Origin of the sequence: Microbacterium sp. NPDC078428, assembly GCF_044542535.1 — a bacterium.
GTDB lineage: Bacteria > Actinomycetota > Actinomycetes > Actinomycetales > Microbacteriaceae > Microbacterium > Microbacterium limosum.
In genome coordinates this window covers 149,151-168,004 of sequence record NZ_JBITUP010000005.1, presented here as the reverse complement: position 1 = coordinate 168,004, position 18,854 = coordinate 149,151, and the positions used below count along the sequence as shown (strand labels likewise).

Sequence of the window (18,854 nt, the reverse complement as noted above, 5' to 3'; positions counted from 1 at the left end):
GCGCAGGGCCGGTCCGCGTGTCACGCGCCGCCCACGTCGCCGAGGCGGTGCACGCGGACGTTGTTGGTCGTGCCGGGGACGCCGGGAGGAGCCCCCGCGGTCATCACCACGACCTCCCCTGCCGACGCGCGGCCCGATCCGAGCACCACCTCGTCGACGAGACGTATGAGCTCGTCCGTGGTCCCCACGCGCGGAACGAGGAAGGTCTCCACGCCCCACGTGAGCGCGAGGCGGCATCGCGTCCCGGGCATGTCGGTGAAGGCGAGGATGGGCGTGGGATGCCGCAGCCGCGCCATCCGACGGGCGGAATCCCCCGACTGGCTGAAGACGCACAGGAATCGGGCCCCGACGAAGTCCGCGATCTCCGTCGCGGCGAGGGTCATGGCGCCGCCCTGCGTGCGCGGACTCGTCCCGAGAGGGGGGATCCGTTCCAACCCGTGGCGCTCCGTCGACTCGATGATCCTCGCCATCGTCGACACGACCGTGACGGGGTGCGCTCCGACACCCGTCTCCCCCGACAGCATCAGCGCGTCGGCCCCGTCGAGCACGGCGTTCGCGACGTCGGAGGTCTCGGCCCGCGTCGGAACCGGGTTCTCGATCATCGACTCCAGCATCTGCGTCGCGACGATCACCGGCTTCGCCCAGCGGCGCGCCTCCTGCACCGCGCGTTTCTGGACGATGGGAACCTGCTCGAGCGGCAGTTCCACGCCGAGGTCGCCGCGCGCGACCATGACGCCGTCGAACGCATCGACGATGGCGTGCATCGCCTCGACGGCCTCCGGCTTCTCGATCTTCGCGATGACGGGCACACGCCGGCCCTCCTCGGCCATGATCCGCAGCACACGCAGCGCGTCCTTGGGAGAGCGGACGAACGACAGAGCGATCATGTCCGCCCCCAGCGCGAGCGCCCACCGCAGGTCGGACTCGTCCTTCTCCGTGAGGGCGGGGACCCGCACGTCCACCCCCGGCAAGTTGATCCCCTTGTTGTCGGAGACGGTGCCTCCCACGACGACCTCCGTCAGCAGGCGCACGCCGTCGCTCTCGATCGCGCGCAGCCGCACGCGCCCGTCGTCGATGAGCAGCGTGTCGCCCGGAGCGGCGTCCCGGACGAGCGGCGCGAAGGTCGTGCCGCAGTAGTCCTTCGTCCCCCGCACGTCCTCGGTGGTGATCGTGAACAGGTCGCCGGGCTCGAGGTCGTGGGGGCCGTCTGCGAATCGTCCGAGCCGGATCTTGGGGCCCTGCAGGTCGACCAGCACACCGACGGCGCGACCCGTCAGGTCTGCGGCGCGCCTGACCCGCTGGTAGACGCTCTCATGGACCTCGCGATCGCCGTGGCTGAGGTTGAGCCGGGCGACGTCCATGCCCGCGCGCACGAGGGCTTCGATGGTGTCCTCGTCCTGCGATGCGGGTCCGAGGGTGGCGACGATCTTGGCGCGGCGCATGAGAGGTTCCTCTGCAGAGATGGTCCACGGGCGTTCCCGCGATTCTCCACCGTTCGCGCCCCGCGCGCATGTACGGCCCGTAACGATCCGCGGCCCCGCCGAGCGCCGGGTGACGCCCGGAGCGGTCAGCTCAGCAGATCGGGACGGTACTGACGCGTGCGTTCGATGCTCTGTTCGCGTCGCCACTGGGCGATCGCGCCGTGGTTTCCGCCGAGCAGGATCTCGGGGACCGATCGATCCCGCCAGACGGGCGGCTTCGTGTAGATCGGGTACTCCAGCAGGCCGTCCTCGTGCGATTCCTCGACGAGGCTCGAGGGATTGCCGACGACGCCGGGCACGAGCCGCGTGACGGCCTCGATCATCGCCATCGCGGCGACCTCTCCCCCGTTGAGGACGTAGTCTCCGAGGCTCATGAGCCGCACCCGGCCGCGCGCCGCGTAGTGGTCGATCACGCGCTGGTCGATGCCCTCGTAGCGTCCGCAGGCGAAGACGACATGCTGCTCGGACGCGAGCTCGCGAGCGGTCGCCTGCGTGAACAGCTCCCCGGCGGGGGAGGGCACGATCAGCACGGCGTCCTCGCCGAGGATGCCATCGAGCGCCTCACCCCACGGCTCGGGCTTCATCACCATGCCCGCCCCGCCCCCGTACGGGGTGTCGTCGACGGTGCGATGGCGGTCGTGGGTGTGGGAGCGGAGGTCATGGACCCTCAGATCCAGGATGCCGCGCGCCCGCGCCTTCCCGATGAGCGACAGGTCCAGCACATCGAAGAACGCCGGGAAGATCGTGACGATGTCGATGCGCACGACGCCGGCCCCGTCAGCTCTCGCGGGCGTCGTCGCCGGCGCCGTCATCCGCCGACGCCTCGCCCGGCGCGTCCTCGTGCGGCGCGTCCTCGTCCGGTTCGTCGTCCAGGTCCTCGAAGAGACCGGCGGGCGGCGTGACCACGACACGTCCCGCGTCGACGTCGACCTCCGGCACGATGGCGCCGACGAAGGGCACCATGATCTCGCGCTCACCGGCCTTGACGATCAGCAGGTCCTGCGCGGGCAGATGCTCGACGCGGATGACCCGACCGACGCTCACCCCGTCGCGCACGACGTCGAGTCCCGTCAGCTGATGGTCGTACCAGGCGTCGGGCTCCGAAGGCTCGGCCGTCGCATCCGCGTCGATCCACAGGATCGCGCGGACGAGCGCCTCCGCGGCGTTGCGGTCGTCGACGCCCTCGAAGAAGGCGACCGGGTGGCCGTTCATCCAGCGGAACTCCCGGACCGTCAACGGCTTGCCGTGCCAGGGGGAGGACTCCGGCACCTGCAGGGTGAAAGTGGCCCCGGGCGTGAACCGTCCCCCGGGGTCGTCGGTGTAGAGCTCCAGCTTGAGGGCGCCCTTGAGACCGTGCGCCTTCACGAGACGCCCGACGCGCAGCTGGGTCTTCGCCCCCTTCGGGGGACGGGCCTTGACGGGCCCGGTGTCCTCGGGCACGTCAGTCATCCGCGACGTCGACGCGCACGCGGCGACCGTCGGCGAGCGCGGAGACGAGCGTGCGGAGGGCTTTCGCGTTGCGTCCGCCGCGCCCGATCACCCGGCCTCGGTCATCGGGGTGCACGCGCACCTCGAGGACCTCCCCGCGAGCGGAGGAGACAGCGTCGATGCGGACATCGTCGGGGTGATCGACGATGCCCTTGACGAGGTGTTCGAGCGCGGCGGCGAGCAACGTCTTACTCGGCGTCGGTGGTCGCGTCGTCGGACGCGGCCTCGGCGGGCTGCTCGGCGGGAGCGGCCTTCTTCTCGGCCTTGGGCAGCAGCACGGGCTTCTTGGCGGCATCCGCCTGGAACGCCTGCTTCGGCTCGGCGACCTTCACGGTCGAGACCGCGTCCTTGTCGCCCTTGAACTTGCCCCAGTCGCCCGTGAGCTTCAGCAGCGCAGCCACCTGCTCGGTCGGCTGGGCGCCGACGCCCAGCCAGTACTGGGCGCGGTCGGAGTCGACCTCGATGAGCGAGGGCTCCTCGGTGGGGTGGTACTTGCCGATCTCCTCGATGACACGACCATCGCGCTTGGTGCGCGAGTCGGCGACGACGATGCGGTAATACGGCGCACGGATCTTGCCCAGGCGCTTGAGACGGATCTTGACAGCCACGATTCTCCTGAATGGTGTGGAAGGGAACGAACCGATCGCCTGGAGCGTGGGGTGCACACCCGGCGGAAGCTCAATAAGTCGGGACCGCGCTGGATAGAGGGTCGAGCGCTGGACCCGACCCACCATTCTGCCAGATCCGCGGGTCTCCCGCGAACCCCCCGGCCGCAGCGGAGACGCGGGATGCCGCGTGCCAGACTGTCGCCATGACAGTGACGTTCGCGGCATCGCCCCGATCGACCGTCGGCATCGAGTGGGAGCTCATGCTCGCCGACGGCACCTCGGGCGACCTCGTCCCTCGCGCTCCCGAGGTGCTCGAACACCTCGAGGAGGAGACCCGCCTCGAGCGCTTCACCGTCACCGGCGAGCTGCTGACGAACACGATCGAGCTCACCAGCGGGGTCGGCGACACTGTCGCCGCGGCGGTGGACGACATCGCCGACGCGATAGCCGCGGTGCGCGAGATCACCGACCCGCGCGGGATCGAGATGCTCTGCGCGGGCTCGCACCCGTTCGCGCAGTGGTTCGAGCAGTCGGTCACCGACAAGACGCGCTACAACACCCTGATCGAGCGGACCCAGTGGTGGGGCCGCAACATGATGATCTGGGGCATCCACGTCCACATCGGCGTCGACGACGTCGACAAAGTGCTCCCGATCATCGGTGCACTGTCGGTGTACCTGCCCCACCTGCAGGCGCTCTCGGCATCCAGCCCCTACTGGGCCGGCGAGCGCACGGGATACGCGTCCAACCGCGCGCTGGTCTTCCAGCAGCTGCCCACGGCGGGACTGCCGTGGCAGCTGGACACGTGGGCGCAGTACGAGTCCTACCTCGACGACATGGTGCGCACCGGTGTGATGGAGGATGCCACGGAGGTGCGGTGGGACATCCGTCCCGCACCGCGCTGGGGCACCGTCGAGGTGCGGGCGTGCGATGGCATGTCGACCCTTCCGGAGCTGGCGGCGGTCGCGGCGCTCACGCAGGTGCTGGTGGAGCACTTCTCGCGCGAGCTCGATGCGGGCCGGGAGCTGCCCACCATCCAGCCGTGGTTCGTCCGTGAGAACAAGTGGCGCGCCGCGCGGTACGGCATGGACGCGCGGGTCATCGTCGACCGCGCCGGCACCCAGGAGCTCGTCGCCGACCATCTGCGGGAGACGATGGCACGCCTGCAGCCCATCGCCGAGGAGCTCAAGTGCGCGCGCGAGTTCGCGGGCCTGGAGTCGATCCTCACACAGGGGGCGAGCTACGAGCGCCAGCTCGTGGTGGCGGAGGCCTCCGGCGGCGACCTCCGCCAGATCGTTCAGCACCTCATCCGGGAGTTCCGCACGGGCCCCACGCTGCGTCAGCACCTCGGCATGGGGTGAGGATGCTGCGGCGGGGCCGCGGCACCCGCTGAGGCCCCCAAGCGGGGGCTCAGCCCTTCCCGAACAGCTTCTGGATCTCCGCCAGATCGGCCTCGCTCGGCGCCCCCGCGCCCGCCCCGCCCGCGCCCAGGCCGAACCCCGACCCCGTCGGGGCCTTGGCGCCGACACCCGCGTTCTCCGCGGCGCGCTTGGCGGGGTTGCCCGACCGCGAGCCGCCCTTCGCCTTCTGCTGCTTTCCCCGCTTGCCGCCGCCGTGGGCGCCGGGCATCGGGCCCATGCCGGGGATCTGCGGCATCCCGCCACGCGCGACCGTCTTCATCATCTTCGCCGCCTGGTCGAAGCGCGTCACGAGCTGATTGACGTCGGTCACGGTCGAACCCGACCCGCGCGCGATGCGGAGCCGCCGCGATCCGTTCAGGACCTTGGGGTTGCGTCGCTCCCCCGGCGTCATCGAGCGGATGATCGCCTCGGTGCGACCCAGCTCGCTCTCGTCGAAGTCCTCCAGCTGCTGCTTCATCGCGCCCATGCCCGGCAGCATGCCGAGCATCTTCTTCATCGAACCCATCTTCTTCAGCTGCTGCATCTGCTCGAGGAAGTCCTCGAGGGTGAACTGCTCCTTCGCGAGCTTCTCGGCGACCTTGCGCGCCTCGTCCTCGTCGAACGCCTGCTGGGCCTGCTCGATGAGGGTGAGGATGTCACCGAGGTCGAGGATGCGACTCGCCATGCGATCGGGGTGGAAGGCCTCGAGGTCGTCGAGGCCCTCGCCCGTGGAGGCGTAGATGATCGGCCGGCCGGTGACGGAGGCGACGGAGAGCGCCGCGCCACCGCGGGCGTCGCCGTCGAGCTTGGAGAGCACGACGCCGGTGAAGTCGACCCCCTCCTGGAACGCCTTGGCGGTGTTGACGGCATCCTGACCGATCATCGCGTCGATGACGAACAGCACCTCGTCCGGGTCGGTGACGCGGCGGATGTCGGAGGCCTGCTTCATGAGCTCGGCGTCGACGCCGAGGCGACCCGCCGTGTCGATGATGACGACGTCGTGCTGCTGGCGGCGGGCGTGCTCGACGCCGTCGCGCGCGACACGCACGGGGTCGCCGACGCCGTTGCCGGGCTCGGGTGCGTAGACGGCGGCGCCGGCGCGCTCGGCGACGACCTGGAGCTGGCCCACGGCGTTGGGACGCTGGAGGTCGGCGGCGACGAGGAGGGGCGTGTGCCCCTCCTTCTCGAGCTGCTTGGCGAGCTTGCCCGCGAAGGTCGTCTTGCCCGAGCCCTGCAGGCCCGCGAGCATGATCACGGTAGGGGCGGTCTTGGCGAACTGGAGCCGGCGCTGCTGCCCGCCGAGGATCGCGACGAGCTCCTCGTTGACGATCTGGACGACCTGCTGCGCGGGATTGAGGGCGCGGTTGACCTCGTCGCCGAGGGCGCGCTCCCGCACGGTCGCGGCGAAGTCCTTCACGACGGACAGGGCCACGTCGGCGTCCAGGAGGGCACGCCGGATCTCCCGCACCGTCGCATCCACGTCGGCGGGCGAGAGCTGCCCCTTCTTGCGAAGGTTGCGGAACGTATCGGTGAGACGATCGGAGAGGGTGCCGAAGGTAGCCATGATGCGTCGAGTTTACGCGAGCGGATACCGCGCCGATTTCGGCGGACCCGCCCGCGAACGGTCCCGACACGCCGCCCCCGCCGCGGGTGTACGGCATGTCGCGACCGTTCGCGCGCGATCGCGGGGCGCTACGGGCCCGTGACGCCGAGCAGCGACAGGGCGCGGACGAGCACGTCGCGCAGCGAGACGCGTCCCGCGCCCTGCCGGGCCCACTCCTCGACGGCGGCCAGCACCGCTCCCCCGTACGCCGCACCGGCGACCGCGGCCCGCAGCTCGCCGGCACCGGCGGAGCGCAGCCGGCCCGCCACGTGCCGCGCGATGCGCGCCTGGCGCACGGATGCCTCGCGCTCGAGCTCGTCGTCGAGCCCCATCTGCCGGGAATTGGCCAGGGCGAGGGCGAGACTGTCGGGCGCGAACCCGTCGACCGTCTCGACGAGGGCTCGCCGCACCGCGGCGTCCGGATCCGCGTCGGCCCCGGCATCCGGCGACGCGCTCAGGCGCGCGACGCGCTCGTCGAACCCGCCCCAGAGCACGTCGGCCTTCGAGGGGAAGTAGTTGAAGAAGCTCGACCGGCTCACGCCCGCACGCCGCGTGATGTCGGAGACGGATGTCGCGGCGTACCCCTGCTCGAGGAAGAGCTCGCACGCGGCCTCGGCGAGCACCTCGCGCGATGACGCGCGAGGGCGACCGCTCCGTGGCTCCGACGACATGCGGTCAGCGTATCCGGCCGCGCCGCGCCGCGTCCCCGGGCCGGGCACCCCGCGCGCCATCGGGGCGTATTGTTGGACGCGGTACAGAAAACAATCGCCACAAGCGAGGGAGCAAGCGTGCTCGACATCCAGCGGGTGGGACTCTCACCCGATCTCGTCCCCTACATGCAGGGCTGGCAGCTGCAGCGCGACGTGCACGCCGCTGTCGTCGAGGGCACGCGGCCCGACACGCTGCTGCTCCTCGAGCACGAGGCCGTGTACACCGCCGGCAAGCGCACCGAGCCGGCGGAGCGCCCTCAGGACGGCACGCCCGTCGTCGATGTCGACCGGGGAGGCAAGATCACGTGGCACGGGCCGGGTCAGCTCGTCGGCTACCCCATCGTGCGCCTGCACGAGCCCGTCGACGTCGTGGGCCACGTACGACTCCTCGAGGGGGTGCTCATCGATGTGCTCCGCGAGCGCGGCGTCGACGGCTACCGCATCGAGGGACGCAGCGGCGTGTGGGTGCGTCGCCCGCTCTCGGAGGACAAGGTCGCCGCGATCGGCGTCCGCGTCCAGCGCGGCGTCACGATGCACGGCTTCGCCCTGAACTGCGACAACTCCCTCGCCGCGTTCCGCGCGATCATCCCGTGCGGCATCGCGGATGCCGGGGTCACCACCCTCAGCGAGGTCGCCGGCGCGGAGATCTCGCCCGCCGACATCGTCGACGAGGTGGCCGCCGCGTTCGAGGCGACATACGCCGGCACCCCCGCGGGGATGGCCGCATGAGCGCCGCACCCGAGGGCCGCAAGCTTCTGCGCCTGGAGATCCGCAACGCCGAGACCCCGATCGAGCGCAAACCGGAGTGGATCAAGACGAAGGCCAGGATGGGCCCGGAGTACACCGCTCTGCACTCGCTGGTCAAGGACGAGGGGTTGCACACCGTCTGCCAGGAGGCGGGCTGTCCCAACATCTTCGAGTGCTGGGAGGACCGCGAGGCCACCTTCCTCATCGGCGGGTCGCAGTGCACCCGACGATGCGACTTCTGCCAGATAGACACCGGCAAGCCGGCCGACTACGACCGCGACGAACCGCGCCGCGTCGCCGAGAGCGTGGTGCAGATGAACCTCCGGTACGCCACGGTGACGGGCGTCGCTCGCGACGACCTGCCCGACGAGGGTGCGTGGCTGCACGCCGAGACCGTGCGCAAGATCCACGAGATGAACCCGAACACGGGCGTCGAGATCCTCGCCACCGACTTCAACGGCAACCCCGACCTGCTCGCAGAGGTCTTCTCCTCCCGCCCGGAGGTGTTCGCTCACAACGTCGAGACGGTGCCCCGCATCTTCAAGCGCATCCGGCCGGCGTTCCGGTACGAGCGCTCGCTGGACGTGCTGACGCAGGCGCGCGCCGCGGGGCTCATCACGAAGTCGAACCTCATCCTCGGTATGGGCGAGGAGCCCGAGGAGGTCGTCCAGGCCCTGCAGGATCTGCACGAGGCGGGCACCGACATCATCACGATCACGCAGTACCTGCGCCCCTCTCCCCGCCACCTTCCGGTGGCGCGCTGGGTCAAGCCCGCCGAGTTCGTGGAGTTCAAGGAGGAGGCGGAGCGCATCGGATTCCTCGGCGTGCTGGCGGGGCCGCTGGTGCGCTCGTCCTACCGTGCGGGCCGCCTATGGGCCCAGTCGATGATCTCGAAGGGCCGGGAGATCCCGCCTCACCTCGCGCACATCGCCGAGGGCGTCGACCACGGGTTCGCCCAGGCGGTCTGAGCCGGAGGCCGTGTCACTCGGCGCTGGTGACCGACTGAACCGCTCCGTTGCTGGCGAGATTCACGAGGAGCACGTCGTCGGTCGCATCGGGGTCGAGGGCGTACTCGAGCACCGCGAAGGGGTCCCCGCTGCCGAGCTCGTCGGCGAGGATCGTCATGCTCATCAGCTGCAGCGACCGGATGACGTCGACGGCGATGTCGCCCGACACGTCCGCGAGGATCTCCTCGAGCTCGTCCTCCCCGTACGACGCCTGCTGCTGCAGGATGTACTCCGTCACCTCGCTCGTGCGGTCATCGACCTGCGCGAGCATGGCGTCCCGCGCCAGCCGGTCGATCCCCTCGATCGTCGCGACCATTCCGGCCGCGATGTCGAGTGCCGCGGGCGTCACGTCCTCCTGATCGGGCGCCGTCAGATCGACGGTGACCTGCTGGTCGCCGAACTCGATGTTCTCGGACCAGAAGATCGACCCGTCGGGTCCGGACTCGAGGAGTCCGAAGAAGTCGTGCTCGATCGCCATACCTCCATGAAACCAGCACGCGACGCCACACGGTAGCCCGCCGCGGCGCGTCGCCGGATGGCTCACTCCACGAGCGCGGCGGCGAAGACGTGCGGCGTGAAGCCGGTCAGGTCCCCGATGCCCTCACCCTGACCGAGAAGCTTGACGGGGATGCCCGTGCGCTCCTGAACGGCGAGCACGAAACCGCCCTTCGCGGAGCCGTCGAGCTTCGTGATGACCAGACCCGTGACGCCCGCGTGCTGCAGGAAGGCTTCCGCCTGCATGACGCCGTTCTGACCGGTCGTCGCATCCAGCACCAGCAGGACCTCGCTGATGGGCGCGAGCTTCTCAACGACGCGGGTCACCTTGCCGAGCTCGTCCATCAGGCCGCCCTTCGTGTGCAGGCGCCCGGCGGTGTCGATGAGCACGATCTCGGTCCCCGTGCGCTGGGCGAAGTCCACCGTCTGATAGGCGACGGATGCCGGATCCTGGCCCTCCTGCTGGGGCCGCACGATCTGCGCCCCTCCGCGATCCGCCCACGTCGCCAGCTGATCGACGGCGGCGGCGCGGAACGTGTCGGCGGCACCGACCACGACCGAGCGACCGTACCGCTGCAGGAACTTCGCGAACTTCCCGATCGTCGTGGTCTTCCCCACGCCGTTCACGCCCACCATCAGCACCACCGCGGGCCGCTCGGTGAGCCGCAGGGTCGTGTCGAACCTCGCGAAATGCTCCTCGAGCGTCTCGCGCAGCATTCGCTGGAGGTCCTTGGGGTCGGTCGTGCGGTAGCGCTCGACCTTCTCGCGCAGCTCGTCGACGATCCGCTCGGTGATGTCCGGCCCGAAGTCGGCCTGGATCAACGCGGTCTCGAGGTCGTCCCACGTCGTCTCATCGATCGTCGGCTTGACGAACATGCCGCGCAGCGCGCGACCGAGCGACCAGGACTTCTCCGCCATGACTCCAGCCTACGCGGGCACTAGGCCGAGGCGCGTTCGTTCACGCGCTGCCCCACGACCGCCGAGACGCCGTCCTGCCGCATCGAGACCCCGTACAGGGCATCGGCGACCTCCATCGTGCGCTTCTGATGCGTGATGACGATGAGCTGACTGGAGGCGCGCAGCTGCTCGAACACCCCGAGGAGCCGACCGAGGTTCGCGTCGTCGAGCGCCGCCTCGACCTCATCGAGGATGTAGAACGGGCTCGGACGCGCCTTGAATATGGCGGTGAGGAACGCCACCGCCGCGAGCGATCGCTCCCCGCCCGAGAGCAGCGAGAGCCGTTCGATCTTCTTGCCCGCGGGGCGGACGGAGACCTCGATACCCGTCGTCAGGAGGTTGTCGGGGTCCGTCAGCGAGATGCTGCCCGCCCCTCCCGGGAAGAGGATCGGGAAGACCTCGCCGAACGCCGTGCGGGTGTCTTCGTAGGCCGCATGGAAGATGGCCTGCATCCGCTCATCGAGCTCTTCGATGATCGTCATGAGGTCGGTGCGCGTCTTCGTGAGGTCGGCGAGCTGATCGACGAGGAACGCGTGCCGCTGCTCGAGGGCGGCGAACTCTTCGAGCGCGAGCGGGTTGACCCGGCCGAGTTGCGCGAGCTTGCGCTCGGCATCCTGCAGGCGACGGCGCTGACGATCGCGATCGAATGGTTCGGTGACGGGTTCGTCATCGTCGGTACCCGGAACCTCTACATCCTGGTCCGGACCATATTCCGCGATGAGAATCGTTTCATCGATCGCCAACTCCGACCGGACGCGATCGAGCACACCGTTCAGGTGGAGCTTCTTCTCGTGTATCTGGAGCTCGAGGGCGTGAACCCCCTGCGTCAGTCCGGCGAGCCGCTCGCGCAGCCCCGCTTCCCGACCGCGCAGGTCCTTCAACTCGGCGTTGTGCTCGGCGCGATCCTGCTCGGCACGGGCCAGCTCCAGGCGAGCCTGGGCGACAGAGCGTTCCACGGAGTCGAGCACCCGCGGCACCTCCGCGACCACTCCCCCGGCGGATTCGCGCTGCGCACGCCGGACCACGGCGCGACGAGCCGCGTCCTCGGCGGCCTTGCGCTCCGTCTCCCGCTGCCGGACCAGTCCGCCCACTCGGGACTCCTGGGCACGGATCCGCTCCCGCAGCGTCTCCACGTCGAGCCGGGCGCGCATCTCGCCCTCGCGCGCCGCCTCGAGCTCTGCCAGCATGCCCTCGCGGGCCGACGCGTCGAGGATCGGGCGGGGCAGCTCCTGCGCCGCCTCGAGCTCGGAGTCGGCGCGGCGCACGGCCGCCTCGGCGTCGGCGACCGATCCCGCCGATTGGGCCACGCCCGCCTCGAGGCGCTCGCATTCGGCCGCGGCGGCCTCGTAGCGCACGGTGACCTTGTTCCGGCGTTCGGCGTCGGCCGCCAGCGCGGCGTCGTGCTCCCGCAGCGCGGTCAGCGAGTCGGCCGCGTGCCGGCGCGCGGCCGCGAGCGCGGCCTGGGCATCGCCGAGCGCTTCGCGCAGCGAGTCGGCGATGACGCGGACTTCCGCGAGACGTTCGTCGGCCGCGTCGCGCTCGGCGATGAGCGCCAGGCGGGACGGCGATCCCCCCGCCCCGCCGCGGATGAGCTGGGCGGTGGTCACCTCCCCGGCGCGCGTCACGACGGTCACCGGAGCGGCGTCGGTCAGGAGGGGCATCCGCTCCCACGCGCTCCGCGCGGCCGCGAGGTCGTCGGCGACGAACACGCCCGAGAGCATGCCCCGCACACCGTCTGGGCCGGAGACGACGTCGCTCGCGGCGATGAGTCCCTCGACGGCGGGCGGCTTGTGGCGCACGGGAGCGTCCGCGACGACGACGTCGACGGTGCCGAGATCGGCGCGCGCGGCCTCTGCGAGAACGGCGAACGCGGAATCGCGCTCCTCGACGAGCAGGCCCTCGGCGACGGGACCGAGCACGGCGGCGATGGCGGCCTCGAAGCCGGGTCGCACCTGGATCCCGTCCGCCACGAGGCCCTGCACACCCGTCAGGCCGCGATCGATGATGGCGGCCGCCGCGTTGCGCACCGTGAGCGCACGGGTGAGTGCGGCCGTCTGGGCGGTCAGCGAGTCGATCTCGCGTTCCGCGGCGTGGAGCCGATCACGCATCCCGGCGACGTGCGCCTCGGCCTCGGACACGGCGCGGCCCGCGCGTTCGTACTCGGCCGCGTGCGCGGCGTCGTCGCCGCCGTCGGGAGGCGTGCCGAGCTGTTCGATCGCCTCCTGCGCCTCCGCGCGTCGCGCCAGCGCCGCATCCAGCGCCCCCCTCTGCCTCTGCACCGCCTCTCGCACGGCGGCGAGGGCGGATGCCGCTGCCTCGGCCCTGCCCCGCAGGGTCGTGAGCCGCATGTCATGCTCCGAGACCAGGGCACTCTGCGCGGCGATGTCGGTGTCGAGCGCGTCGAGCTCGGCTCGTGCCTGCGCCACCGCCCGCCCCGCGGCGACGGCCGCGTCCTGCGCTCCCGTCAGCCCGTCGGAGAGCTCGGAGACCTCGCGGCGCGCCTCGTCGATGTCGGCCTCCGAGACCGTAACCCCCGCGGGGGCGTCGTCTTCGCCGCCCAGCAGCGCGAGGCGCTGATTGGCGAGGGTGAAGAGGCTCCGCAGCCGCTCCTGCACCTGCTCGAGGCCGAACAGCACGCCGCGTGCGGCATCCACGCCCTCCCCGCCCGGGTCCGCCTCCAGCGCGGCCACCCGAGCGCGCACCTGCTCCAGCCGGTCCTGCAGGACGAGCCGCTCCGAGTGGCGCTCGTGCTCGGCGCGCGCGTGATCGGCGAGGGTGCGCCGCAGCTGCACGACCTCGTCGGCCAGCAGCCGGGCCTTCGCATCCCGCACGACCGCCGCGATCGACTGCGCCTCCCGCGCGATCTCCGCCTGCCGCCCGAGCGGCTTGAGCTGTCGCCGGATCTCGCCGGCGAGATCGCTGAGACGCGTGAGATTGGACTCCATCGCCTCGAGCTTGCGCAGCGTCTTCTCCTTGCGCCGCCGGTGCTTGAGGATTCCGGCCGCCTCCTCGATGAACCCGCGACGATCCTCGGGAGACGCCTGCAGCACGGCGTCGAGCCTGCCCTGCCCGACGATGACGTGCATCTCACGGCCGAGACCGGAGTCGCTGAGCAGCTCCTGCACATCGAGCAGCCGGCACGACTCGCCATTGATCGCGTACTCGCTCGCGCCGTTTCGGAACAGCGTCCGGCTGATCGTGACCTCGGAGTACTCGATCGGCAGCGCGCCGTCGGAATTGTCGATCGTCAGCTGGACTTCGGCGCGGCCGAGGGGGCCGCGGGTCGAGGTCCCCGCGAAGATGACGTCCTCCATCTTGCCGCCGCGGAGGGTCTTCGCGCCCTGCTCGCCCATCACCCACGCCAGGGCGTCCACGACGTTGGACTTGCCGGATCCATTGGGGCCGACGATGGCCGTGACGCCCGTCTCGAGCGCGAACGTCGTCGGCTGCGCGAACGACTTGAAGCCCTTGAGCGTCACGCTCTTCAGGTGCATGGATGCGCCCCTCGGCCCCGGATCTTCACGGGTTCACGCTACCCGAGGCATCCCTCGGAGCCCGGCAGGCACCGCGCGGCCGCGCGAGGAAACCTGAGAATCCGCTTGACGGCGGCGCACGTGGGCGCTAGCGTCTGTGCTCGCGTCGGACATCGAGAGGAGGTCGCCATGATGATGCACAACACCAAGACGGGCACAGCGCCCCGCACGCACGCTCCATTCGGAGTCGTCGCCCGCGCATCGCTCGCGACCGGCCCCGTCGGCGCCTTCGGCGGAACACCCGCCCTCTCCGCGCGCTAGCGTCCGCGCCGCACCTCTGCCCGGTTCCCGGGCTATTCGGTGCATGCCGGTACCCGGGGGCATCCGTGGACCCACCCCCGTGCCACGGCACGGGTCTTCGGGGCCCCCTCCCCCGCCCTTTCCTCTCCCGCCCGATACCCCGGGTCCTCCGAAAGCGATTCCCGTGAACACCACCTCCCCGCCGCGGACAGCCGCGCACCCTCCCGATTCCCTGCCTTCGCTCCTGGCGGCGGCTCTTCCCGCTCCACCGCGCACCTCGATCCTCGATCGCTGTGCCATGCGCGTGGGGCTCTGGCTGCTCATCTGGAGCGCTCGTCCCCCTCGCACCGCCGACAGGGGCACCGGCGCCGACGCCGGCGAACGGGAGCTGCTGCGGCAGCGCGCCGTCGACCGACGCGAGCTCCGGGATGCCGACGCGGCCTGGGCCACCCGCCTGTGGATGCACGGCGCGTAACCCGCCGGTGCCCGGGCCCACGCACGGGCACCGGCCTCCCCCTCCCCACCCCTTCACGATGAGAGCACCGCGATGACATCCCTTCCCGCCGGCGTCACCATCCGGCCCGTGACGATCCCCACCCGCGCCGACGATCCCGACGGCGCCGATTTCCGCGCGATGTCGGGCGTGCGCAACGCGGTGTACGAGGAGATCTCCGGGCATACCGACCATTCCATGAGCGCGGAGAGCCTCCTCCCGCACTACCGCGACGATCCGTACGAGAAGCGGATGACGTGGCTCGTCCTCGACGACGACGAGCCGGTCGGGCGCATCGGGGTGGATCTGCCGATCGAACGGGAATCGACCCTCGCGTTCGTCCTCATCGAGCTGCGCCGCGCAGCGTGGGGGCGCGGCATCGGCGGCGCGGCTCTCGAGATGATCGAACGGGTCGCGCGTGAGCACGGTCGGCAGACGCTGCAGACGTGGGTGGAGCATCCCGAGGCACCCGGTGGGCGCCTGCACCCGCCGACCGGCTTCGGCTCGGTGCCGGCGGAGGGCCACGCCGCGCGCTTCCTGGCCCGCCGGGGCTTCGCGCTCGAGCAGGTCGAGCGGTGCAGCGCCCTCGACCTGCGCGGGTCGTGGGATCGCGTGCGCACCCTGCGCGACGACGCGCTCGAGGCCGCCGTGGGCTACCGGGTCGTGTCGTGGACGCTGCCGACCCCGTCGGAGTTCACCGCCGGATACGCGTGGATGAAATCGCGCATGGTCACCGACGCCCCCTCCGCCGCCCTCGAATACGACGACGAGGTGTGGGATGCCGCTCGTGTCGCGACGCACGATGAGCGATACCTGGAGGCCGGGCAGACGATGCTCGTCACGGCCGCCCAGCACATCGCGACCGGTGAGCTGTGCGCCTTCAACGAGCTGGTCATCGCCGCCGACCGCTCCGAGGCGACGCATCAGGAGGACACGCTCGTGCTCTCCCGGCATCGTGGTCACCGCCTCGGGATGCTCGTGAAGTGCGAGGGGCTCCTCGCGTGGCGGGCGATCGCGCCCGATTCACCGCGCGTGCTGACCTACAACGCGGAGGAGAACCGGCCGATGCTCGACATCAACGAAGCGATCGGGTTCGCGCCGATCGCGTACGAAGGGGCGTGGAAGAAGGTGCTTCGCTGATCAGCCGGCCTCAGGCATCCGCTGGCAACGCGAGCAGAAATGGCTGGCGCGGTTGGTGAAGGCGATGCGCTCGATCGGGCGGCCGCACCGCGGGCACGGCCGCCCGCCACGACCGTAGGCGTTCAGCGAGTGGGCGAAGTACCCGGCCTGACCGTTGACGTTGACGTACTGGGCGTCGAAACTCGTGCCGCCTTCGGCGAGCGCCCGCTCCAGCACGGCCCGCACCTCCGCGAGCAGGCGTCCGGCTCGACGCGAGGAGATCGCGTCGGACGGCGTCTCGGGATGCAGCCGGGCCGACCAGAGGGCCTCGTCCGCGTAGATGTTGCCGATGCCGCTCACGACGCCCTGATCGAGGAGCACGCGCTTTATCGCGGAGCGCGTGCGCGACACAGCCGCGACGAATGCGCGATCGCGGAAAGCGGGGTCGAGAGGGTCGCGGGCGATGTGGCGGGCCTGCGCCGGAAGAAGGGGGTCGCGAGTTCCCCGCCCCGCGGGTTCGCCGTCGTCGGTCGGGACGAGCGCGTCGACGGCGAGGGAGCCGAACGTCCGCTGGTCGGCGAAGACGAGATCGAGCTCCCCGTGCAGCGGGTGGTCCAAGCTCAGTCGGACGCGTTCGTGGCGTTCGCGGTCCGCGCCCGCCGCCCGCAGGAGCATTTGTCCGCTCATCCCGAGATGACCGAGCACCGCTTCCGGCGCTCCCTCCCCGTCGGGAGCGAGCGGGAACCAGAGGAACTTCCCGCGGCGGGCCGCGCCGAGCACGCGGCGGCCGGTCAGACGAGCGCAGAAGTCGGCGACGCCCGCCGCGTGCCGGGTCAGGGCGCGGGCATCGTCGACCACGACGGCCGCGACCGTCGCGCCGGTGACGGCGGGCGCGAGGCCCGCACGCACCACCTCGACCTCGGGGAGCTCAGGCACGGGCGCTGAGATCGCGCCAGGCCTGAAGGGCCGCCGCCATCTCGGCCGCCTTCTTGCTCGTGCCCACTCCGTCCGCTCGGACGTCCCCCACACGCACCGTGGCGGTGAAGACGCGGTTGTGGTCGGGGCCGTCGGCGACGACCGAGTACTCCGGCGGCGGCGCTTGACGGCGCGCAGCGAGCTCTTGCAGGCTCGTCTTCGGGTCCATCGCGGCGCCGTAGCGCTCGGGGTCGTCGAGCAGGGGCTCGACGAGGCGGATGACGAGGGAGGTCGCGGCATCCTGGCCCGCCGAGAGGTAGGCGGCGCCGATCAGGGCCTCCGTCGTGTCGGCGAGGATCGAGTCCTTGTCGCGACCGCCGGTCTGCTCTTCGCCTCGGCCGAGGAGCACGTGGGCCCCGACGCCGACGCGTCGGGCGACCTCGGCGAGGGCGACGGTGGAGACGAGGCTCGCACGTCGTTTGGCGAGCGAGCCTTCGTCCAGGTCGGGATATCTCGTGAAGAGAGTGACCGTCACAGCCTGTCCGAGCACCGAGTCCCCGAGGAACTCCAGACGCTCGTTGTGCGGGATTCCGCCGTTCTCATACGCGTATGAGCGATGCGTGAGGGCGAGAGACAGAAGCTCGGCGTCGATGTCGACGCCGAGCGTGTCTGTGAGTGGCCGTCTCCCCCCAGGGACGTCCGTCACGAGCGTCGCTGTCAGACGTCGGCGACCTTGCGGCCCTTGTACTCCAGGAACAGCTCGGTGCCCTGCGAGTCGGTGACGACCTTCGCCTGGTGGGGACGGCTGTAGACGACCTTGCCGTTCTCCACCGTCTTGACGAGCGCGGGGGCTTCCGCCTTCCACTGCGCGCGGCGCGAACGGGTGTTGGAGCGCGAGACCTTGCGCTTCGGAGGGTTACCAGCCATGGGTCATCTCTTTCGTCGGTGAGTTCTAGGGCTTCCGGCCGCCATCGGCGTCTGTCGCGGTGTACTCCGCCAGCGCCGCCCAGCGCGGATCGAGGTCGGCACGAGGTTCCGTGCCCGATCCATCCGCCATCGGCTCGCCCGTCGCGGGGTCGAGCCCCGGGCAATCCGGTCGGCAGACCGGTTGAAACGGAAGCGTCAAAACGATCGCATCCCTGACCGGAGTTTCAAGATCCACGTGGTCGTCTTGAACCTCGAGGTCAGATGTTTCCTGCCCAGGATACGCGAAAAGCTCCTGGAACTCGACTTCGACCGGCGCGGAGATGTCCGTCAGGCATCGCCCGCACACCCCGCGGTACTGCGCGTCCACCGCTGCGGTGGCCAGGATGCCCTCGTGCACCGACTCCAGCCGGGCGAAGACGTGGATCGTCTCACCAGGTTCGACCGCGACGAGCCCCTCCCCCCATTTCTCCTTCAGGGGGACGTCGAGCTCGACTTCGCGCATCTCACCGGGGCGCCGGACGATGTCGCGGACGCCGATGCTGAAGGGGCCGGGGCGTGGGGATCTCACGGTCGACCATGCTACCCGCGCTCGCCCGGGCCGGGGCCGGGTCAGATGTCGCGGGCGCCCGTGTCGAGGAAGCGGGCGACCGCGGGCGGCACGTACGGCGAGACGTCCCCGCCGAGGGAGGCGACCTGGCGCACGAGCGAACTGGAGACGAGCGCGTGGGCGGGATCGGGAAGCAGGAAGACGGTCTCGACGGAGGCCAGATGACGGTTGACGATCGCCATGGGCGTCTCGTAGGCGACATCCACCTGCGAGCGGATGCCCTTCACCAGCACCCCCGCTCCGACATCGCGCGCGTAGTCCACGAGCAGCCCGACGCTCCAGGAGGCGACGACCACGTCGCTGTCGATGTCGCTCTCGGCGATCGACTGCTCCAGCAGGCTCAGCCGCTGCGCGATCGGCAGCATCGCCGCCTTGCCCGGGTTGTGCACGACGAGCACGTGCAGCCGGTCGTACAGTCCCGCGGCGCGCCGGATGACATCGAGGTGGCCGAGCGTGGGCGGATCGAAGGAGCCCGGCACGACGGCGATCCGGTTGTTCACCCCTCGAGACTACCCGCGGAGCGC

At 70.8% G+C, this 18,854-nt stretch carries 21 protein-coding genes; 6 read left to right on the top strand and 15 right to left on the bottom strand.

Features of this window, described 5'->3' with window-relative positions; translation table 11 throughout:
• Positions 1-20: 20 nt before the first annotated feature.
• The 5 genes from pyk to rpsP all read right to left on the bottom strand — a co-directional run bounded on the left by pyk (position 21) and on the right by rpsP (position 3,577).
• On the bottom strand, positions 21-1,442 hold the full coding sequence (pyk, locus tag ACIGCK_RS10810) for a pyruvate kinase (protein ID WP_330171621.1): 1,422 nt from the start codon (positions 1,440-1,442) through the stop codon (positions 21-23).
• A gap of 125 nt (positions 1,443-1,567) precedes the next feature.
• Positions 1,568-2,245, bottom strand: a complete 678-nt coding sequence (gene trmD / locus ACIGCK_RS10805; RefSeq protein ID WP_330171987.1) for a tRNA (guanosine(37)-N1)-methyltransferase TrmD — start codon at positions 2,243-2,245, stop codon at positions 1,568-1,570.
• 13 nt (positions 2,246-2,258) lie between these two features.
• Positions 2,259-2,930: a ribosome maturation factor RimM gene (gene rimM / locus ACIGCK_RS10800; protein ID WP_396666022.1), complete on the bottom strand. Its 672-nt coding sequence runs from the start codon at positions 2,928-2,930 to the stop codon at positions 2,259-2,261.
• Positions 2,923-3,153 (bottom strand): RNA-binding protein, encoded by a 231-nt coding sequence (locus ACIGCK_RS10795; RefSeq protein ID WP_330171619.1) that lies wholly within the window; start codon positions 3,151-3,153, stop codon positions 2,923-2,925. Before ACIGCK_RS10795 ends, rimM begins: the two co-directional genes overlap by 8 nt.
• Before the next feature lie 4 nt (positions 3,154-3,157).
• Positions 3,158-3,577, bottom strand: coding sequence for a 30S ribosomal protein S16 (gene rpsP, locus ACIGCK_RS10790; RefSeq protein ID WP_330171618.1), 420 nt, complete (start codon positions 3,575-3,577; stop codon positions 3,158-3,160).
• Positions 3,578-3,780: 203 nt separating this feature from the next.
• Between rpsP and ACIGCK_RS10785 the strand changes: the two genes are divergently transcribed.
• On the top strand, positions 3,781-4,938 hold the full coding sequence (locus ACIGCK_RS10785) for a glutamate--cysteine ligase (RefSeq protein WP_396666020.1): 1,158 nt from the start codon (positions 3,781-3,783) through the stop codon (positions 4,936-4,938).
• A gap of 49 nt (positions 4,939-4,987) precedes the next feature.
• On the opposite strand, the gene ffh is transcribed toward ACIGCK_RS10785, so the two are convergent.
• Positions 4,988-6,541 (bottom strand): signal recognition particle protein, encoded by a 1,554-nt coding sequence (gene ffh, locus ACIGCK_RS10780; protein ID WP_330171616.1) that lies wholly within the window; start codon positions 6,539-6,541, stop codon positions 4,988-4,990.
• Between the two features lie 128 nt (positions 6,542-6,669).
• Positions 6,670-7,251 carry a TetR/AcrR family transcriptional regulator gene (locus tag ACIGCK_RS10775; protein WP_396666018.1) on the bottom strand — a complete coding sequence of 194 codons (582 nt, stop codon included), beginning with the start codon at positions 7,249-7,251 and terminating at the stop codon, positions 6,670-6,672.
• A 117-nt stretch (positions 7,252-7,368) separates the two neighbouring features.
• Here ACIGCK_RS10775 and lipB point away from each other — a divergent pair, with 117 nt between their 5' ends.
• Both lipB and lipA read left to right on the top strand, forming a co-directional pair.
• Positions 7,369-8,019 carry a lipoyl(octanoyl) transferase LipB gene (lipB, locus tag ACIGCK_RS10770; RefSeq protein WP_396666016.1) on the top strand — a complete coding sequence of 217 codons (651 nt, stop codon included), beginning with the start codon at positions 7,369-7,371 and terminating at the stop codon, positions 8,017-8,019.
• Complete coding sequence (gene lipA / locus ACIGCK_RS10765; RefSeq protein ID WP_396666015.1) at positions 8,016-9,005, top strand: lipoyl synthase; 990 nt, start codon at positions 8,016-8,018, stop codon at positions 9,003-9,005. Before lipB ends, lipA begins: the two co-directional genes overlap by 4 nt.
• Before the next feature lie 13 nt (positions 9,006-9,018).
• Here lipA and ACIGCK_RS10760 read toward each other — a convergent pair whose 3' ends face one another.
• From ACIGCK_RS10760 to smc, 3 genes are all read right to left on the bottom strand, one after another.
• Positions 9,019-9,522, bottom strand: coding sequence for a DUF2004 domain-containing protein (locus tag ACIGCK_RS10760; protein ID WP_396666013.1), 504 nt, complete (start codon positions 9,520-9,522; stop codon positions 9,019-9,021).
• Between the two features lie 62 nt (positions 9,523-9,584).
• Entirely contained in the window at positions 9,585-10,457 is an 873-nt protein-coding gene (ftsY, locus tag ACIGCK_RS10755) for a signal recognition particle-docking protein FtsY (protein ID WP_330171611.1), read from the bottom strand.
• Between the two features lie 20 nt (positions 10,458-10,477).
• The gene (smc, locus tag ACIGCK_RS10750; RefSeq protein ID WP_396666011.1) at positions 10,478-13,990 is read right to left on the bottom strand and encodes a chromosome segregation protein SMC; all 3,513 of its coding nucleotides are present in this window, start codon (positions 13,988-13,990) and stop codon (positions 10,478-10,480) included.
• 168 nt (positions 13,991-14,158) lie between these two features.
• On the opposite strand from smc, the gene ACIGCK_RS10745 reads away from it, so the two are divergent.
• From ACIGCK_RS10745 to ACIGCK_RS10735, 3 genes are all read left to right on the top strand, one after another.
• Complete coding sequence (locus tag ACIGCK_RS10745) at positions 14,159-14,290, top strand: hypothetical protein (protein WP_330171609.1); 132 nt, start codon at positions 14,159-14,161, stop codon at positions 14,288-14,290.
• Positions 14,291-14,453: 163 nt separating this feature from the next.
• Positions 14,454-14,744, top strand: a complete 291-nt coding sequence (locus ACIGCK_RS10740; protein ID WP_330171608.1) for a hypothetical protein — start codon at positions 14,454-14,456, stop codon at positions 14,742-14,744.
• A gap of 108 nt (positions 14,745-14,852) precedes the next feature.
• Positions 14,853-15,902: a GNAT family N-acetyltransferase gene (locus ACIGCK_RS10735; RefSeq protein WP_396666009.1), complete on the top strand. Its 1,050-nt coding sequence runs from the start codon at positions 14,853-14,855 to the stop codon at positions 15,900-15,902.
• Here the strand turns inward: ACIGCK_RS10735 and mutM are convergent, their stop codons facing one another.
• From mutM to coaD, 5 genes are all read right to left on the bottom strand, one after another.
• Positions 15,903-16,817 (bottom strand): bifunctional DNA-formamidopyrimidine glycosylase/DNA-(apurinic or apyrimidinic site) lyase, encoded by a 915-nt coding sequence (mutM, locus tag ACIGCK_RS10730; protein WP_396666007.1) that lies wholly within the window; start codon positions 16,815-16,817, stop codon positions 15,903-15,905.
• Positions 16,810-17,502, bottom strand: a complete 693-nt coding sequence (gene rnc, locus ACIGCK_RS10725) for a ribonuclease III (RefSeq protein WP_396666005.1) — start codon at positions 17,500-17,502, stop codon at positions 16,810-16,812. The genes mutM and rnc overlap by 8 nt, the downstream gene beginning before the upstream one ends.
• Positions 17,503-17,513: 11 nt before the next feature.
• The gene (rpmF, locus tag ACIGCK_RS10720) at positions 17,514-17,723 is read right to left on the bottom strand and encodes a 50S ribosomal protein L32 (RefSeq protein ID WP_050721097.1); all 210 of its coding nucleotides are present in this window, start codon (positions 17,721-17,723) and stop codon (positions 17,514-17,516) included.
• A gap of 25 nt (positions 17,724-17,748) precedes the next feature.
• Positions 17,749-18,225: a YceD family protein gene (locus tag ACIGCK_RS10715; protein WP_396666003.1), complete on the bottom strand. Its 477-nt coding sequence runs from the start codon at positions 18,223-18,225 to the stop codon at positions 17,749-17,751.
• A gap of 107 nt (positions 18,226-18,332) precedes the next feature.
• Positions 18,333-18,830: a pantetheine-phosphate adenylyltransferase gene (coaD, locus tag ACIGCK_RS10710; protein WP_330171603.1), complete on the bottom strand. Its 498-nt coding sequence runs from the start codon at positions 18,828-18,830 to the stop codon at positions 18,333-18,335.
• Between the last annotated feature and the right edge of the window lie 24 nt (positions 18,831-18,854).